This window comes from Moorena sp. SIO1G6 (genome assembly GCF_010672795.1).
GTDB lineage: Bacteria > Cyanobacteriota > Cyanobacteriia > Cyanobacteriales > Coleofasciculaceae > Moorena > Moorena producens.
In genome coordinates this window covers 340,398-363,906 of sequence record NZ_JAAHFZ010000001.1, presented here as the reverse complement: position 1 = coordinate 363,906, position 23,509 = coordinate 340,398, and the positions used below count along the sequence as shown (strand labels likewise).

Below are 23,509 nucleotides of genomic sequence, written 5' to 3'. Positions count from 1 at the left end.
ATACTTACATATTTGTAAAGGTATGACAAGGTTTGATAAGATTAAATGCTCATAGTTACACCTCCGTTTCTACGCTCACGCTCGCGTCCCCTTACTGGAATTGTAAAATAGAAGGTGGCACCGTGACCTAGTTCTGACTCTACCCAAATTTTGCCCCGGTGGCACTCCAGAATCTTTTTACATATAGCCAAACCCATACCTGTGCCAGGATACTCATCCCGGGTGTGCAGACGTTGGAAGATCACGAAAATGCGATCGCTAAACTGCGGTTCAATGCCAATGCCATTATCCTGCACTGAAAATAGCCATGAATCTTCGAGTCGTTTTGCCCCCACATGGATTTCCGGTGGCTGTTCACTGCGGAACTTGATCGCATTACCGATTAAGTTCTGGAACAGTTGCATCAACTGGGTGCTATCAGCCATAACTGTTGGGAAGGGGTCATGGGTAACCACTGCTCCAGTTTCACGGATGCGTCCCCGCAAATTAGCCAGAGCATGGTCTAAGGCCGTTTCCACTTCCGTCAGTTTAAACTCAATGCCCTGCAAATCGACTTTCGAGTAAGCCAACACATCATCAATTAGGGTTTGCATGAGGCTGACTCCCTCAACCGCAAAGGTAATAAACTCGCTGGCATCTTCGTCAAGCTTGTCATTATAGCGCATTTCTAAAAGCTGCACATAATTCGCCACTTGATTCAGGGGTTCTTGCAGGTCATGGGATGCCACATAAGCAAACTTTTTCAGTTCAGCATTGGAACGTTCTAGATCCTGAGCCAATTGAGCCAATTCATCAGCTTGGCGCAGAACAATATTAATCAGTGCTTTCCTCAGTTCCAGTGCTGTCTTAATTTCTACCTGTTTCCAGGGTAAAGAGGTTAAGCGAACGGTTTCTTTCCACAGTTCAAAGGATTTACGGGGCGACAGTTGCAAAGTCCCCTCTGTGTGGGTTGTTTCAAAGGCTTTATTGGGGTCACCCCCCCAATTAACCGTTTGAATCACCTCTGATCGGAACCACAGTACATAGTTTCTCTTGGAAATGGGGATGGCTAGCAGGCCACTACCAATATCTTTAAACCGTTGTGCATCAGGATAAATGCGAGGCAGAGAATCAGTATAGAAAACCTCTTGATTAACATTCTGTTTCAGCCATTGCACCAAAAACTTCAGGTCTTCTTCACTAGGGGTTTCACCAATAACCGTAAAATTATCCCCAAAACAAATTGCTGCACCTTGAGCACTGGTTAAGTCCAGTAAATTGGGGTCATGCTTAACTAAGCCATCAATAAAGTTTTCTTCTTGGGACATATATTCAATCAATATTGATTGAATATAGGACAACTTCATCTGATAGTCATAGTCTTCCGTCTCTTCTCGGGCTGAAATTTCTGAGAAAATCACTCGTCCTAAAAATTCGCAAGCTTTGCGCAACTCATAGGATACATACTTAGGAGTTTGATGATGACAAGCAATAAGTCCCCATAGTTTTTTATCTTTAATCAATGAAATAGTCAAAGACGCCCCAACTCCCATATTGTGGAGGTATTTGATATGACAGGGGGAAGCACTTCTGAGAATTGATAATGTTAAATCAAGGGGGCGATTGGTGATGGGATTATCGCTAGGAAAAATCTCAACAGGTTGGGAATTTGCATCTGGAATTAAGCGGATCCAATTGGAACAGAATAATCTTCTAGCTGGTTTAGGAATATCGGATTCTGGATAGTGTAAGCCTAGGTAAGATTCCAGACTGTCTAGTTTTTCTTCCGCAATAACTGCTCCATGGTCATCATCTTCAAACTTATATAGCATCACCCGGTCAAACCCAGTGACCTTTCGCACCTCTTTGACAATAATTTGACAAAAATCGCGGAGATTTGAGGTTTGTTGGAGCTGGTTGATGGAGGCTCTTGCTAGATGATAAAAGCTTAAAAATGGGATAGTCTCCCGGGAAACTGCTGGTTCTAATTCCAGAATCAGACATCCATCTGAGTTACGATGAAACACAGCATCAAATACTGCGTAATCATCACCTTTTTTCCTCGCCCAAATTTTAGTAGGATTGATCAGGTCTAGATTTTCCTCAGATAACCCAGCTTTAATTCTCTCCACTTGGAATGGGTCAAGTACATCTTCTAGAGTTTTTTCTAGTATTGCTTCGACAGGGATCCCCAAAACCCTAGAGGTATTGTTGCTAACTTGTAATATTTTTAGCTCAGGCTCTTCCAGTACCAACAGTGTCCCATGAGGCTGAATTTGACCAATTACATGAATCGGTTCGTGATCCAATCTGGTTTGTTGTGCTGGTAAATCTATTCCTAGCATAATTCTCTGACCTTAATCCAGGATTATAAACAGTTATACGAGTTCTAGAAGGAAGGCTCTCCGATTATCGATATCATTCCTAATACTATTTGGCCTAATACTATTTGGTCTAATACTTGTGGATCTTTAACCGAACTTACCTATGACTAGCTAGCAATCTCTAGTATATCCCAGGAAGTCAACGACTAGGTCTAGAGTAATTTTTAAAAAAACATTAAATTTTTTGTCCTGCCTTTAGATCTTCTGCTGTTTATGGGATTCCTCTTGCCATCAAGAGGAATGTTAGCCTTGCTTATAAAAAAATATTAATAATAATACGTAAAAACTCAATATTTAATAATTTAACTTAACAAAAAACGTTAACTTCTGATGGACAAACGTGAACGCAAATCAGGTTGTTACACATCACTTTCATCTCCCCACACTCCATTAAGGGAGTAGGGAGTAGGGAGTAGGGGTAACTAAGTTGACTGTATCTCCCCACACTTCCCACACCTCCCACACTCTTATCCCCTACAGCCGCAGATGCAATTTGTCGCAAAGCTGATCAAAATAGGATTGAAAGTCTTTTGTCGTTGATACCTCAGAGGGGAAGATGGCTTTATGGATTGCTTCTCCAACTGCTTTGGCTAACCGTGGTGGTACAGCATTACCAACCTGTCTGTATCGTGATGTTTTAGAACCTTTGAATACAAAATGATCAGGAAAGGATTGGAGTCTAGCTGATTCCCGTACCGTCAGCCGTCTTACCCCTTCAACTGTTCCTGATCTCGGCTTTCCCCCATTCATTAAATGACGGTGATACACCAGTAAAACACCTTCAGGATCAATAATGTGGGTGCAGTAACCGACTGTAGTAGCGGTAATGGTAGGACTTGGTGCATCGAAATTGATGGGTTTTCCCCCACCTTTGACTAGAGTTGCTGTCCAAGGGGTAGGACGAATAACGGGTTTATTGGCATAGGAAACTTTAGTGGTATTGGGCTCATAGTCAGGAACATCAGTTAAGGCTGAACCCGATGAAATATAGGGATTAGATGTCCCTAAACCATGGGTTTTCCGGGGAAACGTAAAATCATTTTTTGTGGCTAAACCGACGAAAAATAGACGTTCACGATACTGGGGAATTCCATAGGATGCTGCCTCTAACACCTCTACATAAACTGAATAATCTAGGGTTTGAAGCTGCTGCTCAATCCATTGATAATAGTGATTTTTTTTAGACCTTTGCAACCCAGGCATAGTTTCCATTAAAAATGCCTTTGGTCGAATATCCCTTACCGCTCGAATAAATTCTGGAACTAAATCCTTAGGCTTGGCTCGGGATAACTGTTTATTTCGCTCTTGGTTTGGGACAGAAAAAGGTTGACATGGCGGTGAACCTACTACTAGGTCAATACCTTGAAATTGAGTAAAGTCTATAGCTCGAACATCGGAGCGAATAACATTAGTGCTAGGAAAGTTTTCTCGATAAGTGGAAACAGCAGACTTATCAATTTCTATTGCTGTGGTGATCTGCCACCCAGCCATATGGAAACCTAGAGAAAGGCCACCTGCCCCTGCAAATATATCGATGGCGTTTTTTGAATCATTCATGACTTAGGGAGCAGTTTTTAGCTATCAGCTATAGCATTTTTATTTGGAGTAGGGAGTAGGGAGCAGCGGTAAGAAAATTTACTGTACCTCATAATTATGATCAGGGCTATATTTGGACTAATTGTAGTTTAAGGGTATCAGCTGATTTTGTTATGCCAAATTGGTACATATTTGATTATTTACGATCAGGTTAGTAAGGTTTAAGGGTTAAGGTTGAAGGTTTAAGGTTGGAGGTTGGAGGTTGAAGGTTTAAGGTTGGAGGTTGGAGGTTAGAGGTTGAAAGTTGTTAGCCTTTGGCGTCCCTTGTAGGGTAGGGTGAAAATACTGAGTGATCTGAATTAGCTAAAACCATGCTATAAATACCCGGTTTTTTCCCACTCTCCTCACCCTCCCCAAACTTCCTAGTTTTTACCCTATTCCCTATTCCCTATTCCTTATTGCCTATTCTCTGTTCAATACTTCTGATGCTAGAGTTATGCTAAATCAGCAAGACAATGACAGAGTTTAGCCAGGGTAATAAAACTAAAAAACTAACTATCGCCGCTTCTTCAAAAGGTGTAGAAACAGCGAAAAAGGCTTTGGACAAGCTAGGCTTTGAGCTAAAAAGTAACTTTCCCAAGTCACAAGGAATAAGTCACTATACAGTTACCAAATTTTTTAAATCAGAGGCAATTCAGCTTGATTTATTTAAACGGATATGCGAGGGATTGACCCTAGACTGGAAAGAAATTGCGGGAATAGCAGAAGAAAAATCATCAGAACAGCTAAACAAAAATGATGGCAGTAGCTCAGAACCGGTGCAGGGTGTGGAGCCAAGTCAACCCCTGACGCACCAACAAACTGTAATCCAGAGACAAAGTCAAACAATAAAAGCTGTTCTTTTATTACAAGGGGATATAAATTCAGTTCAACCTTCAAAACTGATTGAATCTATTTTACAAGAATCCTCAGGATACACGATCAACATTATTGATATTAAACCAAGCCGCTTAATCCTAGAGGGGTCTCAAGAAGCTATCGAACGGCTTGAAGCTCGGATAAAATCAGAAGACCTAAAACAATTAAGCGGTTTTCCTATAAAAGATATTCAAATTTTGAACGAAAGGTCAGATGATGAAGACAATAGCAAGCTTGATCATAAATGGCGTCTAGTCGCAGAGATTGCTAACAGTGGAGCTGTGGGTCGAGACTTGAGGGGTGCGGATCTCAGTGATACGGACCTCAGTGATGCCAAGCTCAGTGGTGCCAACCTATGTGATGCCGACTTGAGGGGTGCCGACCTGAGTGGTGCCGACTTGAGTGGTGCGGAATTGATTCGTCCTAAGCTGAGTGATGTGGACCTCAGTAGTGCTAACCTGATTCATGCTAATTTGATTCGCCCCAACTTCAGTCATGCCAACCTCAGTGGTGTTAACCTGATTCGTGCCAAGCTGATTGGTGCCAACCTCACTGGTGCCAAGCTGATTGGTACCAACCTCACTGGTGCTAAGCTGATTGATGCCAAGCTGATTGATGCCAACCTCAGTAATGCCAACCTCAGTAATGCCAATCTCAGTAGTGCTAACTTCAGTAATGCCAACCTCAGTAATGCCAATCTCAGGAGTACTGAGCTGATTGGTGCAAACCTCAGGGGTGCCAACGTTAAAGGTACTGAGTTCAGTGGTGTCAACCTCAGTGGTGTCAACCTCACAGCTATTTTCCTATATGGTGCCAACCTCAGTGGTGCCAACCTCAGTGGTGCCAACCTCAGTGGTGCCTACCTGAATCCTATCACCTCCAAAGGTGTCCGCTTTAGTGCTGCAAACCTCAGTGGTGCCAACCTGAATGCTGCAGACCTTAGTGGTGCCGACCTTAGTGATGTAAACCTTAGTGGTGCCGACCTGAATGCTGCAAACCTTAGTGTTGCAAACCTTAGTCGTTCCAACCTCAGTGGTGCCAACCTCAGTGGTGCCAACCTTAGTGGTGCCTACCTGCATCCTATGATCGTGTATGGTGTCCCTTTGAGTGCTGCAAACCTTAGTGGTGCCAACCTGAATGCTGCAGACCTTAGTGGTGCCAATCTTAGTAGTTCCCACCTTAGTGGTGCTGACCTGAATGGTGCCGACCTCACTGGTGCGGATCTCAGTGGTACTAACCTCAGTAGTGCCAACCTCAGTGGTGCCAACCTCAGTGGTACCAAACTCAGTGATGCTAAAGTCAAAAACGCCCGATTCGCATATATTGTAGGAATTGATGAATCCACCAAGCTTGAGCTAATTAAAAGAGGAGCAATTTTTTAGAATTTCTCAGGTGAACCCTCTGAAATTAGTTCTTGAAACATTACCAGTTATGTGTATTAAAAAAGAGCGATCGCATAATTTACATCACTGGTAATTCGACTTGTAATTTATCTGTATTAAAAAAGAGCGATCGCATAATTTACAGGGTGCATCTCATTTTTGTAAAAAAGTTCCGTAGGGTGCGTTAGGGGAGCCTTATTTTCAGCCTCGTAGCCAGGCTTTGGATAGGCCGCCCCGTAACGCACCACCGTGTCAAACAGCAAAAATGAGATGCACCCTTAGGGAAGGCGTAAGCAGTGAGAAGTTTACAATTTATTGAGTAATGTTTCATAGTTTTGCTAACTGATAGCATAGCGTTATATTCCTGATAATGCTGGGGTGAAGGGAGTGATGGTGATGGGGAGAGTGCTTGTGAATTTTAATTATTTTAGCAGTATAATTTAATTATAAGGAGAATTTTAATGAATCAAACAATGACACTAATCAGGAGTAACGATTATGAAAGATTACAAGAACAACGATGTAGTCAACTCTTATGAAATTGTCAACCGAGAGGAAGGGTATACTCACAACCGTAATACTGAAGAAGTCTTGTTAGCAGACCTGACTGGAATAGAAGACCCTGACCGGATTTTTGAGGGTGTGGTTGACCGTGACACTGGGATGGGACGCACCTTGGAGAAGTTGAGAATTAGCAAACTATCCGGTGGCAATGTGACCGGTGGCGATATTTATGATAATTGGTATCAGGCTGAAGTAGTGGGGGAAGAAGCAGTTGGAGGACAAACGCCCACTCCTGACCAAAATGTAACTGAAGACTTGCTGGAGTCCATGGGGATTTCTTCAGTTGATGGTGAAGCTGTGCAAACTCGAGACAAGTTAGAGGTTCGTGATCACCTCCGCTGGGAGCTGAACCCTGAATCTTCTGAAGATTACTCCGAGCACTCGAAATAAGGTACTGTTGGCAACGGATGGCTTAACGGATGTCAGGGATAGGGAGAGGGATTGATGTTTTTTTGGGGATTATTTTGGGAATTGATTAGTTTGGGAATATCGGGACTTAAACCATAAAAAACGTCTAAAAGAGGGGATATTTGCTGCCAACCTTAGTTTTCCCCTCTAGTTCAATCCCGATGAATCAGACAACTACCGCAAAGGAAACAATGATGATTTATACTAAAAAAAATTCTGGTAATTTCCTGGCGGTGTTTGTGTGACATAATAATACAATTGAAGTATGTAATGGGCTTGAAAAATTAGACAAATTCACGTAAAGTCATTAAAGTAATCTCAACCATAGAATAGTGAAACAAATTTTCCTGAGAAGCTTTCAAGCTTTTGTGATGACAGTTCTGTTGATGCTTTCGATAGTAGCATCACTGACTAGTTACCCCGATATAGCCCTAGCCCAAACAGATTCTAACATCTCCAGCCCTGGTTCTCAGGTTGAAATCCTACATCCAACTGCTTTTGTTAACCTAAATAATGGCTCGTTCACACCTAATTTTGGAGCTGTAGCTAACATTTTCAATGGCAATGGACTGACTGGTAGCGGCACGGAACTGGATCAACTCCACGTAGCTGGAGGAAATTCAGCTAACTTTCTCTCAGCTAAGCTAAATCATTGTGCAACCGCAGCTGATGTCAACTTTGACTTTGACTTTGGCAGCCCAGTCCTATTCAATACACTAGCCCTCTGGAATTACAATGCTTTCAATACAACGGCAACTAATCGGGGCATCAAAGACTTTATCTTAGTTCTCTCTAACAATTCAGATTTTAGTGATCCAGTTTTTGAATCTTCAACCCTAACTCTGCCTAAAGGACCTGCAACCAATATTCCGGCTACTATCTTCTCTTTTCCTAATGTGGAAGCTCAGTTTGCCAGAATCGATGTTGTCTCCAACTATGGACCGACAAGTCTGATTGGCTTATCTGAGGTTCGTTTTGCCAAGATGGTTACTAACACAACACCTATCTCGTCTGCTGCTGCAGAACCTGAATTTCCCGATTGCGTGAATTCAGATTGCAATTGTTCAGATTTCAGTACTCAAGCTGAAGCCCAACAGGTTCTTGATGGCTTTCCCGGCGACCCCCACCGGCTAGACCGTGATAAAGATGGTATCGCTTGTGAGTCACTGCCTTGACACTCCCCGTCCTAAAGGAGCGGGGATTCTTCGCTCAACGATTCGACTTGCTGAACCTGGCCGGAACCAAGAACAGTAGAGGTCAAATCTCCCGAAGCGTTTCGGCGAAGCCGACGCTTCGCGAACGGATCAATGATCCGAGTTCCTGTGTGCCCCACAGTACTCAAGGCTCTCGTTCTAATATTTAGTGCGGCATTGTGGTCCCTGTCTAGCTCACACCCACATTTGCAGGTATGAGTTCTAGTAGATAGGGACTTCTTAACAACTTCCCCACAATCAAAGCAATTTTGACTGGTATAGGCAGGATTTACTGCAACAGTTATCCGACCGAATTTAGTCCCAAAATGCTCCAACCATTTCCTGAATTGATACCAACCCGCGTCATTGATAGATTTAGCAAGACAATGGTTCTTAACTAGATTTTTTATCCTCAAGTCTTCATAGGCGACCAGATCGTTAGATCTGATTACGCAACGTGCCAGTCTCTTGGCATGTTCTTCACGTTGCCTACTTATCTTGAGGTGTTGCCTACCTAATCTATTAACCGCTTTTCTCCGGTTGGATGAGCCTTTCTTTTTCCGAGAAACCCGGCGCTGATAAAATTTTAATCGTTTTTCGTTTTTTCTATAAAACCTAGGGTTAGGTTCAGAGTTCCCATCAGAGTCTGTATAGAACTCTTTGAGTCCCACATCCAAGCCAATAGTCTTACCTGTCGAGTCTATTTCTTCTTTTGCGTTAACCGCAACACAGAACTGAACATAGTACCCGTCAGCCCGCTTGACTATCCGAACCCGGTTGATTTGCTTTTTATCAAAGCGCCACAAGTCCCAGGTACCCTTGAGTTTAAGCTTCCCGATTCCTTTTTTATCTGTGAACGTTATCGATTTTTGATCAGGAGATAATTTCCATCCTGATTTTTTATATTCGACAGAGCGAGCACATTTTTGAAACTTAGGAAATCCTTTTTTCCCTGGAACTTTTTTCTTGCAGTTATCGTAGAAGCGAACAATCGATGACCATGCTCTCTCAGACGCAGCCTGGCGGGCAGTAGAGTTGAGTTCATTGGCAAAAGAGAATTCTTTGGCAAGGATTTTAGAATACCTGCTAAGGTCACTTTTTCCTGTTCCTTTGTTGTCTAACCATAGACGAATGCAGCTATTTCGGATAAATTTCACTGTCCGTATAGCTTCGGCTATAGCTGAATATTGAGATTCTTTTCCTTTGGCTTTGAACTCTAAAATAATCACCGAATCTCGACCTCCTTCGGCGTTCGCCTTTGGCATGGCTTACGGCTAAGCCGACGCTACGCGAACAATTTGCTTTTATACTAACATGTGTGTATAAAAGTGTCAAGGCTACTCCTCAAAAAAAAAGCCGTCCTAGAAGGACGGGGCTTTAAACCCAAAATTTTTGGTAAACAAAGTGGGCGTTGCTGAATCATTCCATTATTAACCAACGCCCCTACTACACCAGCCCTACCCCCAGGAGTAAACGAAACTTAGCACAATCCTGCCAAATTAAAAAATCTGAGCTTTAATCAAAAATGGAAGCTCCAAGAGGAAAATCTAGGCACACCATGGGTAGGGTAATTAAAACAGCCATAGGGTTATTACTGGGATTATCTGTGATCCTAGGTCTAGTAAGCTGTGATAGCGCTAAACTTACTTCAGGGTTTGAACCATTACCAGCAGTTGCTCCCCTACCGATGCCTCAAATCCCAGAGTGGATTGAGCAAATTAGTCCCATCGGCATGGCTGAGCCCCTTTCCCAAATTCGGATTCGCTTCAAAGACCCCCTGATTCCCGTTGAACGCTTGGGGAGTCCGAATCAGCGGGAAATATTACAGAAATTTGAAATCATACCCCCTATCCCTGGGAAATTTCGTTTCTTAACCCCACGGATGGTAGGATTCCAAGCTGACCAAGCTCTGCCTCTAGCCACTCGTGTCCAAGTTACCCTCAAAGCTGGATTAGCTGACCTAAACAATCATAGTCTAGAACAAGACTTAGCCTGGACCTTCAATACTGCCCCGATCCAGTTAACCAATTTGCCAGCAACTCAGAGGAATCCAGAAGCTGAACCAGAACCGATTGCTCTGGAGCCTAAGTTAGAGTTTACCTCCAATACTCAATTGGATGTCGCTTCAGTAAACCAGCACTTGACCATGACACCGAAAGGTCAGACTCAGAGTGTCAAGCTAGATGTAGCCCTTAAGGAACAAGAGGATGTTTCCTCAGAGTATAGGCAACCCGCTCAGGAATTTAACCCCTCCTTGCGGCAATGGATTTATACGATCAACCCTAAGCAAGCCCTCACTAAAGCTACCGATTACAAATTAGCCTTTGCCCCTGGTGTGCGTCCCGCTCGCGGCAATATCGCGACCGAAACCCCTTTCGTTAGTCAAGTCAAAACCTTTGACCCCTTGACCTATCAGGAAACCACATTTTACGGACAGCCAGAGGCGGGAGGCGCTTATGGACGGTTTGTGAAAGGGGCAGCTCAGTTGGAATTTAATAATGGTTTGCTGGCCTCTTCCGCCATGGAGAATATTACGGTTGAGCCTGCTCCCAAGGAAGCTCCCAAATTGGTGCAAGCTTATGATGGTAATCGCTTCGTTAACCTTAATCCTTGGGCATTAGAACCAGAAACTACCTATACCGTTACTCTCGGTGCTAATCTCACTGACCAATTTGGGCAAACCTTGGGTGAACCTATAACCTTTAAGTACGAAACAGGGGATTTAGCAGGGGATATCTGGGCTCCCTCGGATTTGCATATCTTTCCCTCTACCCTAAAAAGCAATTCCGAGTCCCTACAGTTGAATATTTCTACGGTCAATTTACCGCAACCAGAGTATAAAGCGGCTTATCGCATCGTTCAACCTACTGACTTAGTCTATAAAGATTCTGCTTATCCCAGTGGCAAGGGCAATGATTTATTACCGAAGCCAACTCAATGGGAACGTTTCCGGGTAGCGGGAAAGAAAAATAAAACCACTAATATCGCGGTTTCCCTGAGGAAACGACTGGGAGGTCCAACGGGAATGTTGGCCTATGGGGTGCAAGGGAAAGCCAATCGCTATCAGGATGGGAATGGAAACGAAAAGTGGTGGGAACCAACCTTTTATGGCATGGTGCAGCTGACCAATTTGGGAGTGTTTGCGCAATGGTTTCCTGATTCCGGTTTGGTGCAAGTGAATCATCTGTCCAATGGCTCACCAGCAGCAGCAACGGTAGAGATATATAAGTCTGAGCTGAATGCTTCCTATCGAGGCTCACCAAAACCTTGTGCGATCGCAAAAACTGACAGAACTGGCACCATCGCCCTAAATACCCAGGCTCTTCGGCAATGTATGAATGGGGCAACGCGCTTTAATAAAGGTCCGCAATTACTGGTAATTGCTAAAGAAGGCAAAGACTGGGCATTTACTCGAACCAATGAATATAGTGGGTATTATGGCTACGGGATTTATTCAGACTGGGACAATGGCAAACCAAAATCCCGAGGCACTATTTTCTCAGACAGACAGCTTTACCAACCAGGAGAAAAGGCTTGGTTCACCGCAGCAGCCTATTATCTAGAAAAAGATAAGCTCACCCAAGACAAAAATGCATCTTATCAGGTCACGCTGGTAGAACCCAATGGTAAGAAGACAGGTTTAGGCACTAAGAAAACCAATGAATTTGGTACCTTCTCCCTAGAATTACCCCTGAAAGAGAATCAACCCCTAGGTTTCTATACCGTTCAGGCCAGGGGAAGCAATGGCAGAGAAATTTCAGGTGGTTTCCGAGTAGCTGAGTTTAATCCTCCTAACTTTAAAGTTGACCTAACCCTTGCTCAAAAATTTGCTAACATGGGCGAGAAGGTGGACGCTAATGTCCAAGGAAATTATTGGTTTGGTTCAAATGTAGATGGGGGCAAGGTGGCTTATTACGTCACCCGCACCCCCGTCTACTTTACTCCAGAAGGATGGGAAGAGTTTTCCTTTGGTCAGCAGTGGTTTTGGCCCCAGGAAAGACCGCAAGTTACCAGTGATGTACTCCAAACTAATCAAACCTTGAGTGAGTCTGGGGAAAGTAGTCTAACTATTCCGGTGACGAAAGACCTGCCCTATCCCATGACTTACCGGGTAGATTCCCAAGTTACCGATGTTTCAAATCTGTCGGTATCCGATTCTAAAACATTTACAGCTTTACCTAGCGATAAACTAATTGGATTAAAAGGGGATTGGGTGGCGGATGCCGGAAAACCATTCCCTGTAGAAGTGATTGTTACTGACCCCACTGGTAAAGTTATCAAAGGACAATCAGTACGCCTGGAACTGCAAGAGATGAAATACAGCAGTGTCACCCAGGTCTTGGCAGGGAGTCAGCGAGAAAAGAATCAGGTGGAATACAAAACCGTTAAAGAGGTAACTGTCCGTTCCGGTAGTAGTCCGAAATCCATTAAGCTCACTCCCCCCTCATCCGGTTCTTATCGAATTCGCGCTAATTTAGCTAAAGCTAAAAATGACTTAGCAGCAACAGACTTACAAATTTGGGCAACCGGTGGAAACTCAGTGTACTGGGGGTCTCGCTATGATAACTCTCGCCTGGATATCAAACTAGACAAGGATAGCTATAAGCCGGGGGAAACAGCCACAGCCTTGATTCAATCTCCCTATGCGGAAGGAGAATTGTATTTTTCAGTAGTTCGCAACAATACTCTCTATCGCAAAGTAGTGAAAGTTAAAGGGGGTGCGCCAGAGATTAAGTTCAAAGTCACTCCGGAGATGGTACCTAATGCAGCAGTAGAAGCAGTAGTAGTGCGCCAAGGCAAACCCCTATCCCAAGTGGAGCCGGGGAGTGTAGAAAATCTGGTGCGGATTGGTTTTGCTCCCTTTAATACCAAGTTGGATGATAACTATCTCAAGGTAACAGAGACATTGCAGTCTAAGTCCATTGAACCTGGTGCTAAGCAAACAGTGGAATTAGCATTGCAAGATTCTAAGGGTAAACCAGTAAAGGGACAGTTGACCGTCATGGTTGTCAATGAAGCCATCTTGCAACTGAGTGGCTACCAAGTACCGGATTTAGTAGAGACCGTGTATGCTCAGCAAGATATTTCCACTCGCTTCAGTGATAACCGTCCTAAGGTGGTCCTAGAAAGCCTAGCGACGCGAATGATGGACAAAGGCTGGGGGTATGGTGGAGGAAAGTCTTCTGGCGCAGCTAGTACTCGGATTCGCACGGAATTCAAACCCTTAGCCTACTACAATGGTTCTCTAGTAACAGATGCCAATGGTAAAGCAACGGTAACCTTTAAACTACCAGATAATTTAACCACTTGGCGGGTGATGGCAGTAGCAACGGATGGCAACCTACACTTTGGTAATGGCCAGGCTACCTTTATCACCACCAAGCGGCTGATGGCTAATCCAGTATTACCTCAATTTGCTCGTCCAGGCGATCGCTTTAAAGCTGGTATATCAGTTATTAATAATACTGGGCAAACGGGAGATTTACAGATTAATGGACAACTGACCGGTGCCGTTCAGTTTGATGATGGTAAAGGGCCTACGCTGAATCAAAAAACCTCAGCCAAGACCGGAACCAGTGGTTATCGTTTTCCGATGGTAGCCAATAACTTGGATAAAGCTAAAGTCAAGTTTACGACTAAGCTCAATGGTAATCAGGATGGGTTTGAAGTGCCCTTAGCTGTTAAACCCGTTGACATTACTGAGCAAGTGGTGGAATCGGGAGTAACCAGGAATCAAGTAAAAATCCCAGTGAATATAGCTAGTAACGTGGTACCTGACGCAGGAGGGTTAGAGATTTCCCTAGCTAGCACTCTGATTCCTGAGATTACTGCTCCCGCTAAGCAAGTATTGGATAACGAAGACTTACCTTTCTTAGAACCGGTAGCAAGTAAATTAGCGATCGCATCCAATTTGGAAATACTCAGCAAACAATATGGTCAGACCTTTGCTGAGTTTAACCCTAGCCAAAAAGGCACTGACGCTATCAAACAGTTACAGAAACTCCAGCGACCAGATGGTGGTTTTGCCAGATGGCCGGGACAAAAATCCTCAGACCCCTTCGTGTCTCCCTATGCTGCTACTGCTCTAGCTCGGGCTAAATCAGCAGGATTATCAGTAGATGCTGGGATGGTGAGCCGTCTCCAGAACTACTTGCAGAAAATATTGGCAAATCCTGGTCAGTATGATTATTGCAAGAGCGTAGTGTGTAAGAGTAAGGTGCGATTAGAAGCACTGATGGGTTTAGCAGAACTCGGTCAGACCCGCAGTGACTTCCTAGGATACCTTTATGAACAGAGCAGTAACTTCGACCGGGTCACTCAGATTAAATTAGCGCGTTACTTATTACAGTTTCCTCAGTGGCGGAGCCAAGCCCAAACTCTAGTTAATCAGTTTCAGGAAAGCATCTATCAAACTGGGCGTTCAGCTCGGATAAATTTACCCCAAAGCTGGCGTTGGCTGGATTCGTCTACTACTGCACAAGCTCAAGCCTTGCGTCTATTTATTGCCCAAAACAGTTCAGCCGAGGTTCGCAGTAAACTATTACAAGGGTTATTAGAGTTACGGCGAGATGGCACTTGGCAAACTAGCTACGATAATGCCCAAGCCTTGAGTGCCTTAGTAGACTATAGTCTATTAGAGCCTACACCCCCCAGCTTTGGAGCAACGGTGCAACTAGCAGGCAAAAAACTTGGCTCAGCCCAGTTCCAGGGGTATAAGAAACCTAGTCAATCGATTCAGGTTACCATGGATAACTTACCCCGAGGTCGCCATGACCTGATTGTCAAAAAATCTGGTTCAGGGACTCTACACTACTTAACCAGCTATCGTTATCGCTTACAAGGCAATCAACCCGGTCGGTTTAATGGATTACGAGTAAACAAGACCATACGTCCCGCTAATCAAGAAAAGGTGTTACGAAAGATTGGACTGTATGCTCTCAAAGACCCATTAACAGTACCAGCAGGACAAGTGTTTGATATTGGCGTGGAGGTGATTACCGATCATCCAGTGGATCATGTCGTGATCGAAGATCCCTTACCAGCTGGGTTGGAAGCAGTGGATACTAGTTTCCAAACTGCTACTCCTTACTTCCAAGCTCAACAGGATAGCTGGCAAATAGATTATCAGAAAATCCATCGCGATCGCATTGTGGCTTATGCCGATCGATTGGAGGCTGGTGTCTATAATTTACATTATCTGGTGCGCTCAGTTACACCAGGAACCTATTTATGGCCCCCTGCCCAAGCACACCTCAACTATGCCCCAGAAGAATTTGGCAGGTCGGCTTCCTCTACGTTAGTGATTAATGATTAGTGATTAGTGATTAGTGATTAGTAATTAGTTAATTGTTAATTGTTAATTGTTAATTACCATTATGCCTTTGCCTTAAATTGACAAACGAGTAGTGATTGAATACCCTTTTAAAGTTGATGGTGCTAAATCCATATCCGAATCAAAAAACGAATCCCAATAAAAAACCAAATGTCCGCCCCTTGGAGGTCAAGCTAATGTTAGAGTTTAATAAATCTTCAGCTATCGACATCGAGAAAGGAAATTCGACAACAACTCATAATCATGAAACCATTGAAACCGTTGTCAAAACGGAGAATCAGGAAACTAATAAAATAGGCTTAACTCAGCCAAAATTTTGGTCTAAGCCACTGATTGGACATATCGCCTTAACTTCTGTATTGGTTTTACTGATTACTGTAGGAGTAATCTTTCTCTATTCCTTAGGTAACTACCAAACCCAAAAGTGGTTGTTACCCCCAAGAGCACCAGTTGCCTATACTGAGACCATCGCTGAGGCTGCTCCCCTTGAACAAGAAAGAATTAGTGACCAAATCCAAGAAATCCAAGCGCGAGACCAAAGACATTTTAAAATGATGACATTCTTCTACAACAATTACTATATGTCTAAGTTAATGACCTATGGTACAGCGATTGTAGCAGGAATTTGTTTACTCTTTATTATTCGAGCAGGTTGGAATAGTACTCACCCTTATGTGATTAATATCTTCGTAGTGGTTTCAGCATCAGCTATTATGTTTGGAAATCTTCCTGGATTATTCCGGTATGAGGACAGTATTGTCAATAACAAACAGTTATACCTGAACTATGCATCTCTAAAGAATGAGGTAAATAGCTACTTGGTCACAGGTCAAGATATCCATGGCAATCCTAGAGAAATGAAGTACTTCATTAATCACATTGATCAGGAATTAAGTCGATTAAATCAACTACCAATTGGGTTTGAGAGAACTCGACTCTTAGATTATCCCAATTTATATAGCAGCTCTCAATTGGATCAGGGACTTTAGTCCTGGGTTATAGGGAGTAGGGAGTAGGGAGTAGGGAGTAGGGAGTAGGGATGCAGTTGCTGTTTCCGTGTTCAATTTAGTCTAATGATATTTTGGCTGAAATGGATTTTACTAGGTGTTATGCTAGCAGTGAGCATCCTACTCCTAAGGCAAGTCCTCTATGACCGTTGCTCAAGAATCTACTTAGGTCTGAAATATCCAGCACCAGGTAAATTGGTAGATGTGGGCGCTAAACCTTGGCCAATAGGCACGCGCGTCGCGTTCAACCAACCGGTTAATCTACCCTACACCGAACGCCAAAGGCGAACAAGCAAATAACCTTTAACCTAACAACTAACCTAACAACCGGTTAACCTTCAACCAAATAACCTTCAACCAAATAACCTTGGCCAATAGGCCAAGCGATCGCGTTCAACCTAACCACCGAAGTTACGACCCATCCCTAACCCTCTGTTGGCTTTAACCCGATCACCTCTGCCACAGCAGCAGTTGTCGGCTCAATCCCTTCTGTCAATGGGTTGTTGCTGTGTTCGATTGCAGTATCTGGATCTTTGAGACCATTACCTGTCAGTACACAAACCACGGTTGCTCCTGTGGGTACCTGGTCTTTTACTTTCAACAAACCAGCTACTGATGTAGCGCTCGCTGGTTCACAAAAAATTCCTTCTTGGGATGCCAATAACCGATAGGCATCTAAAATTTCTTGATCGGTAACGCTATTAAATGCCCCTTTACTAGCTTCTTGGGCTGCGATCGCTTTTTCCCAGCTAGCTGGGTTGCCCACCCGAATTGCGGTTGCAATGGTTTCGGGATGCTCTAGGACTTTGCCAGCGACAATCGGAGATGCTCCAGATGCTTGAAATCCCATCATTTGGGGTAAGCGATCGCATTTCCCGTGTTCATGGTACTCGCAAAATCCCATCCAGTAGGCACAAATATTGCCAGCATTCCCCACTGGTATGCACAGCCAATCAGGAGCATCACCTAAGTTGTCCACTATTTCAAACGCAGCTGTCTTTTGACCTTCTAAGCGATAAGGATTGACGGAATTGACCAAGGTCACGGGATACTTTGATGCCATTTTCCGGACAATTTTCAAGCAGTCATCAAAATTTCCCTTAATCGCTATTACTGTTGCTCCATATACCAACGCTTGGGCTAATTTCCCCAGAGCCACATAACCATCAGGAACAATCACAAATGCCCGCATTCCCCCCCGACTAGCGTAGGCTGCTGCTGATGCCGAGGTATTTCCGGTACTAGCACAGATTACCGCCTGGTCTCCTGCTTCCTTAGCTTTTGAAATCGCCATGGTCATTCCCCGGTCTTTAAAACTACCGGTAGGATTGAGACCGTCATATTTCACCAGTACCTTTACTCCTCTGCCAATAATTTTGGCAATAGTGGGCACAGGAATTAGGGGAGTATTACCTTCGAGTAAGGTTACCACTGGTGTGGAGTCAGTGACTGGCAAATAAGGACGGTAAGCCTCAACTAAGCCAGGCCAGTTGAGTGAAGTAGAAATGCCACCACTCACAGTAGACGAATCAGAAACAGACAGACTTGAAGCCACGTTTGGTTAGGGAAGTATTAAGGGTGAAGTATCAAGTGTGAAGTGTGAAGTATGAAGCATGAAGCATGAAGCATGAAGGTTATGAGATGTCAACCCTTCCATTGATTTTTATTGCTTACTCAGCAACTGGTATATTTTGCTACTTCATCCAATACGCCTTCATCCTTTACACTTCATCTTTGTCTATCTTATCTTGACTGATTCTGAATCACAGGCTTTCTGGGTTTTTCTGTGCGATGGCGTTTATCTGTGTTAAGCCGCAGTTTGGGACGTTCCACCATTCGTTCTTCGAGATCGTCACTAATGGGGGGTTGAGTTTTGTCATAGAACAATTGCAATGCTGCCGCTGCGATCGCATGAGCATCATATTCTTCTTCCAACTCCCGTACAACTGGCAAGAAAGAAGCCATCCGTTCCCCTGATAAAGCTTCCTGTAACTCTGCCTGAAGTCTTTCTAAGCGCCGGGCCTCAATTTGTGAGCGGGTCGGAATCCGGGTAACTTCCAACCGTTGCCGCACCTTGCGCTCAATCTGGTAGAGTTTACGGCGTTCAAAAGGTTGAATCAGGGTAATTGCTGTTCCTGTCTTACCAGCACGACCGGTACGACCAATGCGGTGAATGTAGCTTTCGACTTGATCTGGCAGGTCAAAATTGATCACGTGGGTGAGATGATCCACATCTAGACCACGAGCAGCAATATCGGTTGCTACTACCCAACGCACTTGATTTTTCCGGAACCGATATAATAACCGCTCCCGCTGACTCTGACTCAAATCACCGTGGTACTCATCTACACTGTGACCAGCCGCTTGTAATTGGTTCGTTAGTTCAGCAGCAGCTTTTCGTGTCCGCACAAAAATGATTGAAGCTTCTGGGTCTTCCAGTTCCAGAATCGGATGGAGAGCCCTGATTTTTGAGCAGCCACGGGGTACCATGTAAACTCGCTGTTCAATGCGCGCTGGTGCTGCTTTCGATTGCTGAACTTTAACAGTGACCGGGGATTTCAGGAACTTGCTGACTAGGTCCTGAATTGGCCGGGGCATAGTTGCTGAGAAGCAAGTAGTCTGACGATCTTCGGGAGTCTGTTGCAGGATTTTCTTAACATCATCGATAAAGCCCATGCTTAACATTTCATCGGCTTCATCAAGTACCACCCAGCTCAGGTTTTCCAGCTTAAGGTCTCCCCGGTCTAGCAAGTCAATCACCCGTCCGGGAGTTCCTACCACAATCTGAGCGCCTTTGTACAGCATCCGAATTTGCCGCTCAATGGACTGACCACCGCAGACGGTTAGTATATGCAATCGACGGTCCTCACTGAAGTCCCGAATCGCTTGGTTAACTTGCTGGGCTAACTCTCGGGTTGGGGTTAGAATTAAGGCTTGTACGGTTCGCTTGTCCAAGTCAATGCGATCTAGCATTGGTAGGGAAAACGCTGCTGTTTTGCCAGTACCGGTTTGAGACATACCGAGTACATCATGGCCATTGAGCAGTTCAGGAATAGCTTGGGCTTGGATAGTAGTAGGTGTAGTGAAGCCGATTTTTTCGAGTTGGCTTACACAAGATTCAGACAATCCCAGGCTTTGGAAAGAAACGGTCATAAGTTATTTTTCGATTTTTCGTTGGTTAGTTGTGGTTTTTTTTCTGGTAAGTCAGAAAGTTAAGTTAGTAGTTGAACGTGTCAGGAAACATTGTCATGGCTATAAAGACAGTGAGCCATCAAGTTTGACTCACCATGGCTTTTGCCTTGAGACACCTATGATGAGATTACATGAGTAGAAAGCGGTTTAGTTTCCACCCATTTGGTGTTGATAGGCATCAACTCCGCGCGTTGCACCTTGTCTTGATGCAGTCGCGCTTTGGGTTAACCCCCCTCAGGTCGGTAATGGTGCGTTTGACCTTGGCGAATTAAATTCGCCACGGGTCGCACCTCTGCATGGCTGTCACCATCAGCTGGGGTCTGTTGCGACCTATTTAGTGTGCCTAAAAGCTTGAGAGTAGGTTCATCCCACAAGAACACGTCTTACAGACGCAATGGTTAATGCCCTAGACACAGTGTCTTGATGCAATAGCGAGTGGGGGAAACCCCCAAGACCGCTTAGGTGCGCTTTCCGTTGGCGAATTAAATTCGCCACGGGTCGCACCTCTGCATCGCTTGTCAGGTTGAGGGTGGCTCCTTGTCTTGATGCAATAGCGAGTGGGGGAAACCACGGCAGTCGCTCATGGGGGGAACCCCCAAGACCGCGCTGCCTCCCCAAGACCGTAATGGTGCGTTTGACCTTGGCGAATTAAATTCGCCACGGGTCGCACCTCTGCATCGCTAGCTAGGTATTGCCCGTTGGATTCGGGTGGGGTAAATCATCCCAAATTTGACCCTCAAAGCTGAATTGATGCACCGCTCAGCTAGTTTTTACCCCCTAAGCAGGTCTTTTAAGTGTGCCGTTTACTGTGCCGTTTAGTCTGCCGTTTAGTCTGCCATTACTATGGGCGACAGAACTATGGGCGACAGACACCGGCTTTTCACAAGGCTAGACACCTTGTCTACAGCTCCATAATCTAAAAGACCTTGGATCAGGTCTGGTTCAGGATTGACCAGATTACTTCCCCTAGTGGTGGAGTGTTTAATTCCAGCCCCTAGTTAAAGCCTGTAGCTTTTTTAAGGAGGTAGTACTACAGAACCATACAAGTCGTAGACATCACTATCAGTAATTTCTACTGATACTATGGTTCCTAAAGAGGCATCACCTTGAACGTAGACCAATCCATCCACCTCAGGAGCAAACCTGGCACTACGACCAATTAATTCACCCGTTAAGGGATTTTCTTGTTCTATGAGAACATCAACTATCTTGCCCAGACAGTTTTGATTTTTTTTTAAGGAAATCGGTTGCTGAACTGCCATCAGGGCATCCCGTCTGGCATCCATCACCCCTTGGGGCAACTGATTAGGCAATTTGTATGCTGCTGTTCCCTCCTCCGCAGAAAAGGTAAACACTCCAACATGGTCACATTCATGATGCTGGACAAATTCCAGCAAGTGTTCAAAGTGCTGCTCTGTCTCGCCGGGAAACCCGACAATAAAGGTGGTTCGCAACACTGCATCAGGAAGTGCAGTTTTGAGTTGCTTGATGATAGCGTCATTTACTCGTCCCTGCCAAGGACGGTTCATGGAGCGGAGGATTTCTGGATGGGAGTGCTGTAGAGGCAAATCGAGATAAGGAAGAACATTATGAGTTTCCTGAATGGCTTTAATGACGGATGGGGTTAAACCGGTGGGATAGGCGTAGTGGATCCGAATCCAGGGGATGTCTACTTCACCTAATGCTCTCAACAGTTCTGCCAGTTTTGGTTCACTGTATATGTCTAAACCATAGTTGGTGGTGATTTGCGAAATTAAAATCAGCTCTTGAACCCCTTGAGATGCCAACTGCTCGGCTTCCGCAACAATGGATTCTATGGTACGCGATCGCTGCTTTCCCCGGAGGTGCGGAATGATACAGAAGGAACAGCGGTAATCACACCCTTCTGCCACCCGCAGGTAAGCAACCCCTTCAGAAGTTGTTCGGTAGCGTGGCGTTGTTTCGTCAGCAATGTAGCTTGGTTCAGTAGAAACCTCTTGAACGCGATCGCCTGTTTCTACTCTTTGGATTACATCTACTATTTTATGGTAGTCCCCGGTTCCCACCACTGCCACTGCCTCAGGCAACTCTTCCAGTAGTTGGCTTTGGAAGTGTTGAGCCATACAGCCGGTGATCACAATTTTTTGATTAGCTTCCGCCAGTTCTACCAGCGTCCGGACTGATTCTCGCCGCGCTTCTTCTATAAAACTACAGGTATTTACAATAACATAGTCAGCTAATTCTTCATTGGCATCAACCTGGTATCCTGCCTGAACCAGCAGACCCAGCATATGTTCGGTATCAATGCGATTTTTCTCGCAGCCCAAGTGAGATATTGCTACAGTTGGCTTTTTGCCCATTCATTCATCATCTTATATTGTACTACAGCTTAGTCACATAACCTACTGCCCAATAGCCGCACCTTACACCATTGATTGAGCTTGGTGTGATTGAGCTTGGTGTGATTGAGCTTGGTGTGATTGAGCTTAGTGTGATTGAGCTTGGTGTGATTGAGCTTGGTGTGATTGAGTTTGGTGTGTCAGTGATGTGCTCAACTCCTAATCTGCTCTCCTAATTTACTAGTACTGATGTTCCATGTTGATTTCACTATCAAAACCTATACACTAATTGTAAATTAAATTTTATTAAAATATTCAAAAAAATATTAGGAAATCTAAAAATATTCCCCACAGCCAATCATGCCATCGTCGGGATCGTGACTCCAACAGACCCCCGTTGGTAATATTCCTCTATGGGGGAGCGGGGGAGCGCTACTACAGTTATTAAATCGAGTAGTGCTGATCTCGGCTGTTAAGCAATTGCGGTCGGAAAGCTCAAAGTTGACAGGACAAAGGTTAGTAAACAGCTAGAGAAAATGTTGCAGAGTCTACCAAAAACTCTTATTATTTGTTAGAATTGAATTAGGGTAACACCGACAGGGATTATTATGTAACTTAAATTAAAGCCGAAAACCAAGGGTTTAATAGTTGCGCTCTCGACCTACGGTGGAACCAAATTTTTTGGAATTTTTATGGCGCTCGCGGGATATTCCGTCAGAGAAGCGCGGAGATACCCCCTGGATGTGAAAGCATCTTGCATTGGCGGGCTAGGGTCTATCTTGGTAGACTTTGGTAGCTAAAAAGTATCGGTACAATCTACTGGTAATATATATAATCCTATTTTACCTTTGACCTAGAATAAGTACGCATCAAAAACAGATGCAGTAGTTTTACGGCTAACCTCTCTCTTGGTGCGCGTTCCCTTGGCGAGGGAACCTCGCGCCTTGTCTTGATGCAAAGCGCGAGTGGGGGTTCCCCCCAAGACCGCGCTACCTCGCTGCATCGCTGTCGCACCGCTGTTAACCTAGCACCACTAGAAATGGTCTTCAGGAATTTTGGTGCTTGCTTTGGGGATAGCACTGACCGATACAATTGGTTTGAGCGACTGGTTTTAGCAACCGGTCGAACTAAATCCCAGGTTTGATCAAAAGAGTAAGCACCATAGCTTTTCTCTTGGTGCGCGTTCGGTGTGGGCGTTGAACCTCGCGCCTTGTCGCACCGCACCATTAATGCCAGTGGTAGACCGATGCCAGAAACGGCATCCGACCCTACTCTCAATTCCCAAGTTTTCTACA

The 23,509-nt window shown here is 44.6% G+C and carries 15 protein-coding genes and 1 pseudogene; 6 read left to right on the top strand and 10 right to left on the bottom strand.

Annotated features, from left to right (window positions below):
• Positions 1 to 41 precede the first annotated feature (41 nt).
• The 3 genes from F6K63_RS01645 to F6K63_RS01635 all read right to left on the bottom strand — a co-directional run bounded on the left by F6K63_RS01645 (position 42) and on the right by F6K63_RS01635 (position 3,920).
• Positions 42 to 2,324, bottom strand: a complete 2,283-nt coding sequence (locus F6K63_RS01645; RefSeq protein WP_287310499.1) for a sensor histidine kinase — start codon at positions 2,322 to 2,324, stop codon at positions 42 to 44.
• A gap of 346 nt (positions 2,325 to 2,670) precedes the next feature.
• Positions 2,671 to 2,865 (bottom strand): hypothetical protein, encoded by a 195-nt coding sequence (locus F6K63_RS01640; protein ID WP_287310498.1) that lies wholly within the window; start codon positions 2,863 to 2,865, stop codon positions 2,671 to 2,673.
• Positions 2,838 to 3,920, bottom strand: coding sequence for a DNA cytosine methyltransferase (locus F6K63_RS01635; protein WP_287252444.1), 1,083 nt, complete (start codon positions 3,918 to 3,920; stop codon positions 2,838 to 2,840). The genes F6K63_RS01640 and F6K63_RS01635 overlap by 28 nt, the downstream gene beginning before the upstream one ends.
• 494 nt (positions 3,921 to 4,414) lie before the next feature.
• Between F6K63_RS01635 and F6K63_RS01630 the strand changes: the two genes are divergently transcribed.
• The 3 genes from F6K63_RS01630 (at position 4,415) to F6K63_RS01620 (ending at position 8,346) form a co-directional block, all read left to right on the top strand.
• Complete coding sequence (locus F6K63_RS01630) at positions 4,415 to 6,199, top strand: pentapeptide repeat-containing protein (protein WP_287310496.1); 1,785 nt, start codon at positions 4,415 to 4,417, stop codon at positions 6,197 to 6,199.
• A 498-nt stretch (positions 6,200 to 6,697) separates the two neighbouring features.
• Positions 6,698 to 7,153 (top strand): DUF6335 family protein, encoded by a 456-nt coding sequence (locus F6K63_RS01625; RefSeq protein ID WP_008177584.1) that lies wholly within the window; start codon positions 6,698 to 6,700, stop codon positions 7,151 to 7,153.
• 350 nt (positions 7,154 to 7,503) lie between these two features.
• Positions 7,504 to 8,346 (top strand): excalibur calcium-binding domain-containing protein, encoded by an 843-nt coding sequence (locus tag F6K63_RS01620; protein ID WP_287310494.1) that lies wholly within the window; start codon positions 7,504 to 7,506, stop codon positions 8,344 to 8,346.
• An 11-nt stretch (positions 8,347 to 8,357) separates the two neighbouring features.
• Here F6K63_RS01620 and F6K63_RS01615 read toward each other — a convergent pair whose 3' ends face one another.
• Entirely contained in the window at positions 8,358 to 9,593 is a 1,236-nt protein-coding gene (locus F6K63_RS01615) for an RNA-guided endonuclease InsQ/TnpB family protein (RefSeq protein WP_287310710.1), read from the bottom strand.
• 329 nt (positions 9,594 to 9,922) lie between these two features.
• On the opposite strand from F6K63_RS01615, the gene F6K63_RS01610 reads away from it, so the two are divergent.
• The 3 genes from F6K63_RS01610 to F6K63_RS01600 all read left to right on the top strand — a co-directional run bounded on the left by F6K63_RS01610 (position 9,923) and on the right by F6K63_RS01600 (position 17,004).
• The gene (locus F6K63_RS01610) at positions 9,923 to 15,679 is read left to right on the top strand and encodes an alpha-2-macroglobulin family protein (protein ID WP_287310708.1); all 5,757 of its coding nucleotides are present in this window, start codon (positions 9,923 to 9,925) and stop codon (positions 15,677 to 15,679) included.
• A 194-nt stretch (positions 15,680 to 15,873) separates the two neighbouring features.
• Positions 15,874 to 16,686, top strand: a complete 813-nt coding sequence (locus F6K63_RS01605) for a hypothetical protein (protein WP_131827032.1) — start codon at positions 15,874 to 15,876, stop codon at positions 16,684 to 16,686.
• A gap of 120 nt (positions 16,687 to 16,806) precedes the next feature.
• The gene (locus F6K63_RS01600) at positions 16,807 to 17,004 is read left to right on the top strand and encodes a hypothetical protein (protein ID WP_131827033.1); all 198 of its coding nucleotides are present in this window, start codon (positions 16,807 to 16,809) and stop codon (positions 17,002 to 17,004) included.
• Positions 17,005 to 17,128: 124 nt separating this feature from the next.
• Here the strand turns inward: F6K63_RS01600 and thrC are convergent, their stop codons facing one another.
• The 6 genes and pseudogenes from thrC to F6K63_RS01570 form a co-directional block, all read right to left on the bottom strand.
• Complete coding sequence (gene thrC, locus F6K63_RS01595; protein ID WP_438941752.1) at positions 17,129 to 18,247, bottom strand: threonine synthase; 1,119 nt, start codon at positions 18,245 to 18,247, stop codon at positions 17,129 to 17,131.
• 200 nt (positions 18,248 to 18,447) lie between these two features.
• On the bottom strand, positions 18,448 to 19,857 hold the full coding sequence (locus F6K63_RS01590) for a DEAD/DEAH box helicase (protein WP_287310492.1): 1,410 nt from the start codon (positions 19,855 to 19,857) through the stop codon (positions 18,448 to 18,450).
• A 402-nt stretch (positions 19,858 to 20,259) separates the two neighbouring features.
• A complete protein-coding gene (locus F6K63_RS01585; protein WP_287310490.1) occupies positions 20,260 to 20,391 on the bottom strand; it encodes a hypothetical protein in 132 nt (43 codons plus the stop codon).
• A 521-nt stretch (positions 20,392 to 20,912) separates the two neighbouring features.
• Positions 20,913 to 22,235 carry a 30S ribosomal protein S12 methylthiotransferase RimO gene (gene rimO, locus F6K63_RS01580; RefSeq protein WP_008177602.1) on the bottom strand — a complete coding sequence of 441 codons (1,323 nt, stop codon included), beginning with the start codon at positions 22,233 to 22,235 and terminating at the stop codon, positions 20,913 to 20,915.
• 29 nt (positions 22,236 to 22,264) lie between these two features.
• Positions 22,265 to 22,363, bottom strand: a pseudogene (locus F6K63_RS37040) (hypothetical protein); the annotation flags it as partial.
• Positions 22,364 to 23,051: 688 nt separating this feature from the next.
• Positions 23,052 to 23,492, bottom strand: coding sequence for a hypothetical protein (locus tag F6K63_RS01570; protein WP_131827034.1), 441 nt, complete (start codon positions 23,490 to 23,492; stop codon positions 23,052 to 23,054).
• Positions 23,493 to 23,509 lie beyond the last annotated feature (17 nt).

What these genes read in the sequence shown, in the direction of transcription:
- F6K63_RS01645 (WP_287310499.1), bottom strand. Translation starts at nt 2,324, where the DNA reads ATGCTAGGAATAGATTTACCAGCACAACAAACCAGATTGGATCACGAA.
- F6K63_RS01635 (WP_287252444.1), bottom strand. Translation starts at nt 3,920, where the DNA reads ATGAATGATTCAAAAAACGCCATCGATATATTTGCAGGGGCAGGTGGC.
- F6K63_RS01630 (WP_287310496.1), top strand. Translation starts at nt 4,415, where the DNA reads ATGACAGAGTTTAGCCAGGGTAATAAAACTAAAAAACTAACTATCGCC.
- F6K63_RS01625 (WP_008177584.1), top strand. Translation starts at nt 6,698, where the DNA reads ATGAAAGATTACAAGAACAACGATGTAGTCAACTCTTATGAAATTGTC.
- F6K63_RS01610 (WP_287310708.1), top strand. Translation starts at nt 9,923, where the DNA reads ATGGGTAGGGTAATTAAAACAGCCATAGGGTTATTACTGGGATTATCT.
- F6K63_RS01605 (WP_131827032.1), top strand. Translation starts at nt 15,874, where the DNA reads ATGTTAGAGTTTAATAAATCTTCAGCTATCGACATCGAGAAAGGAAAT.
- F6K63_RS01600 (WP_131827033.1), top strand. Translation starts at nt 16,807, where the DNA reads ATGCTAGCAGTGAGCATCCTACTCCTAAGGCAAGTCCTCTATGACCGT.
- F6K63_RS01590 (WP_287310492.1), bottom strand. Translation starts at nt 19,857, where the DNA reads ATGACCGTTTCTTTCCAAAGCCTGGGATTGTCTGAATCTTGTGTAAGC.
- rimO (WP_008177602.1), bottom strand. Translation starts at nt 22,235, where the DNA reads ATGGGCAAAAAGCCAACTGTAGCAATATCTCACTTGGGCTGCGAGAAA.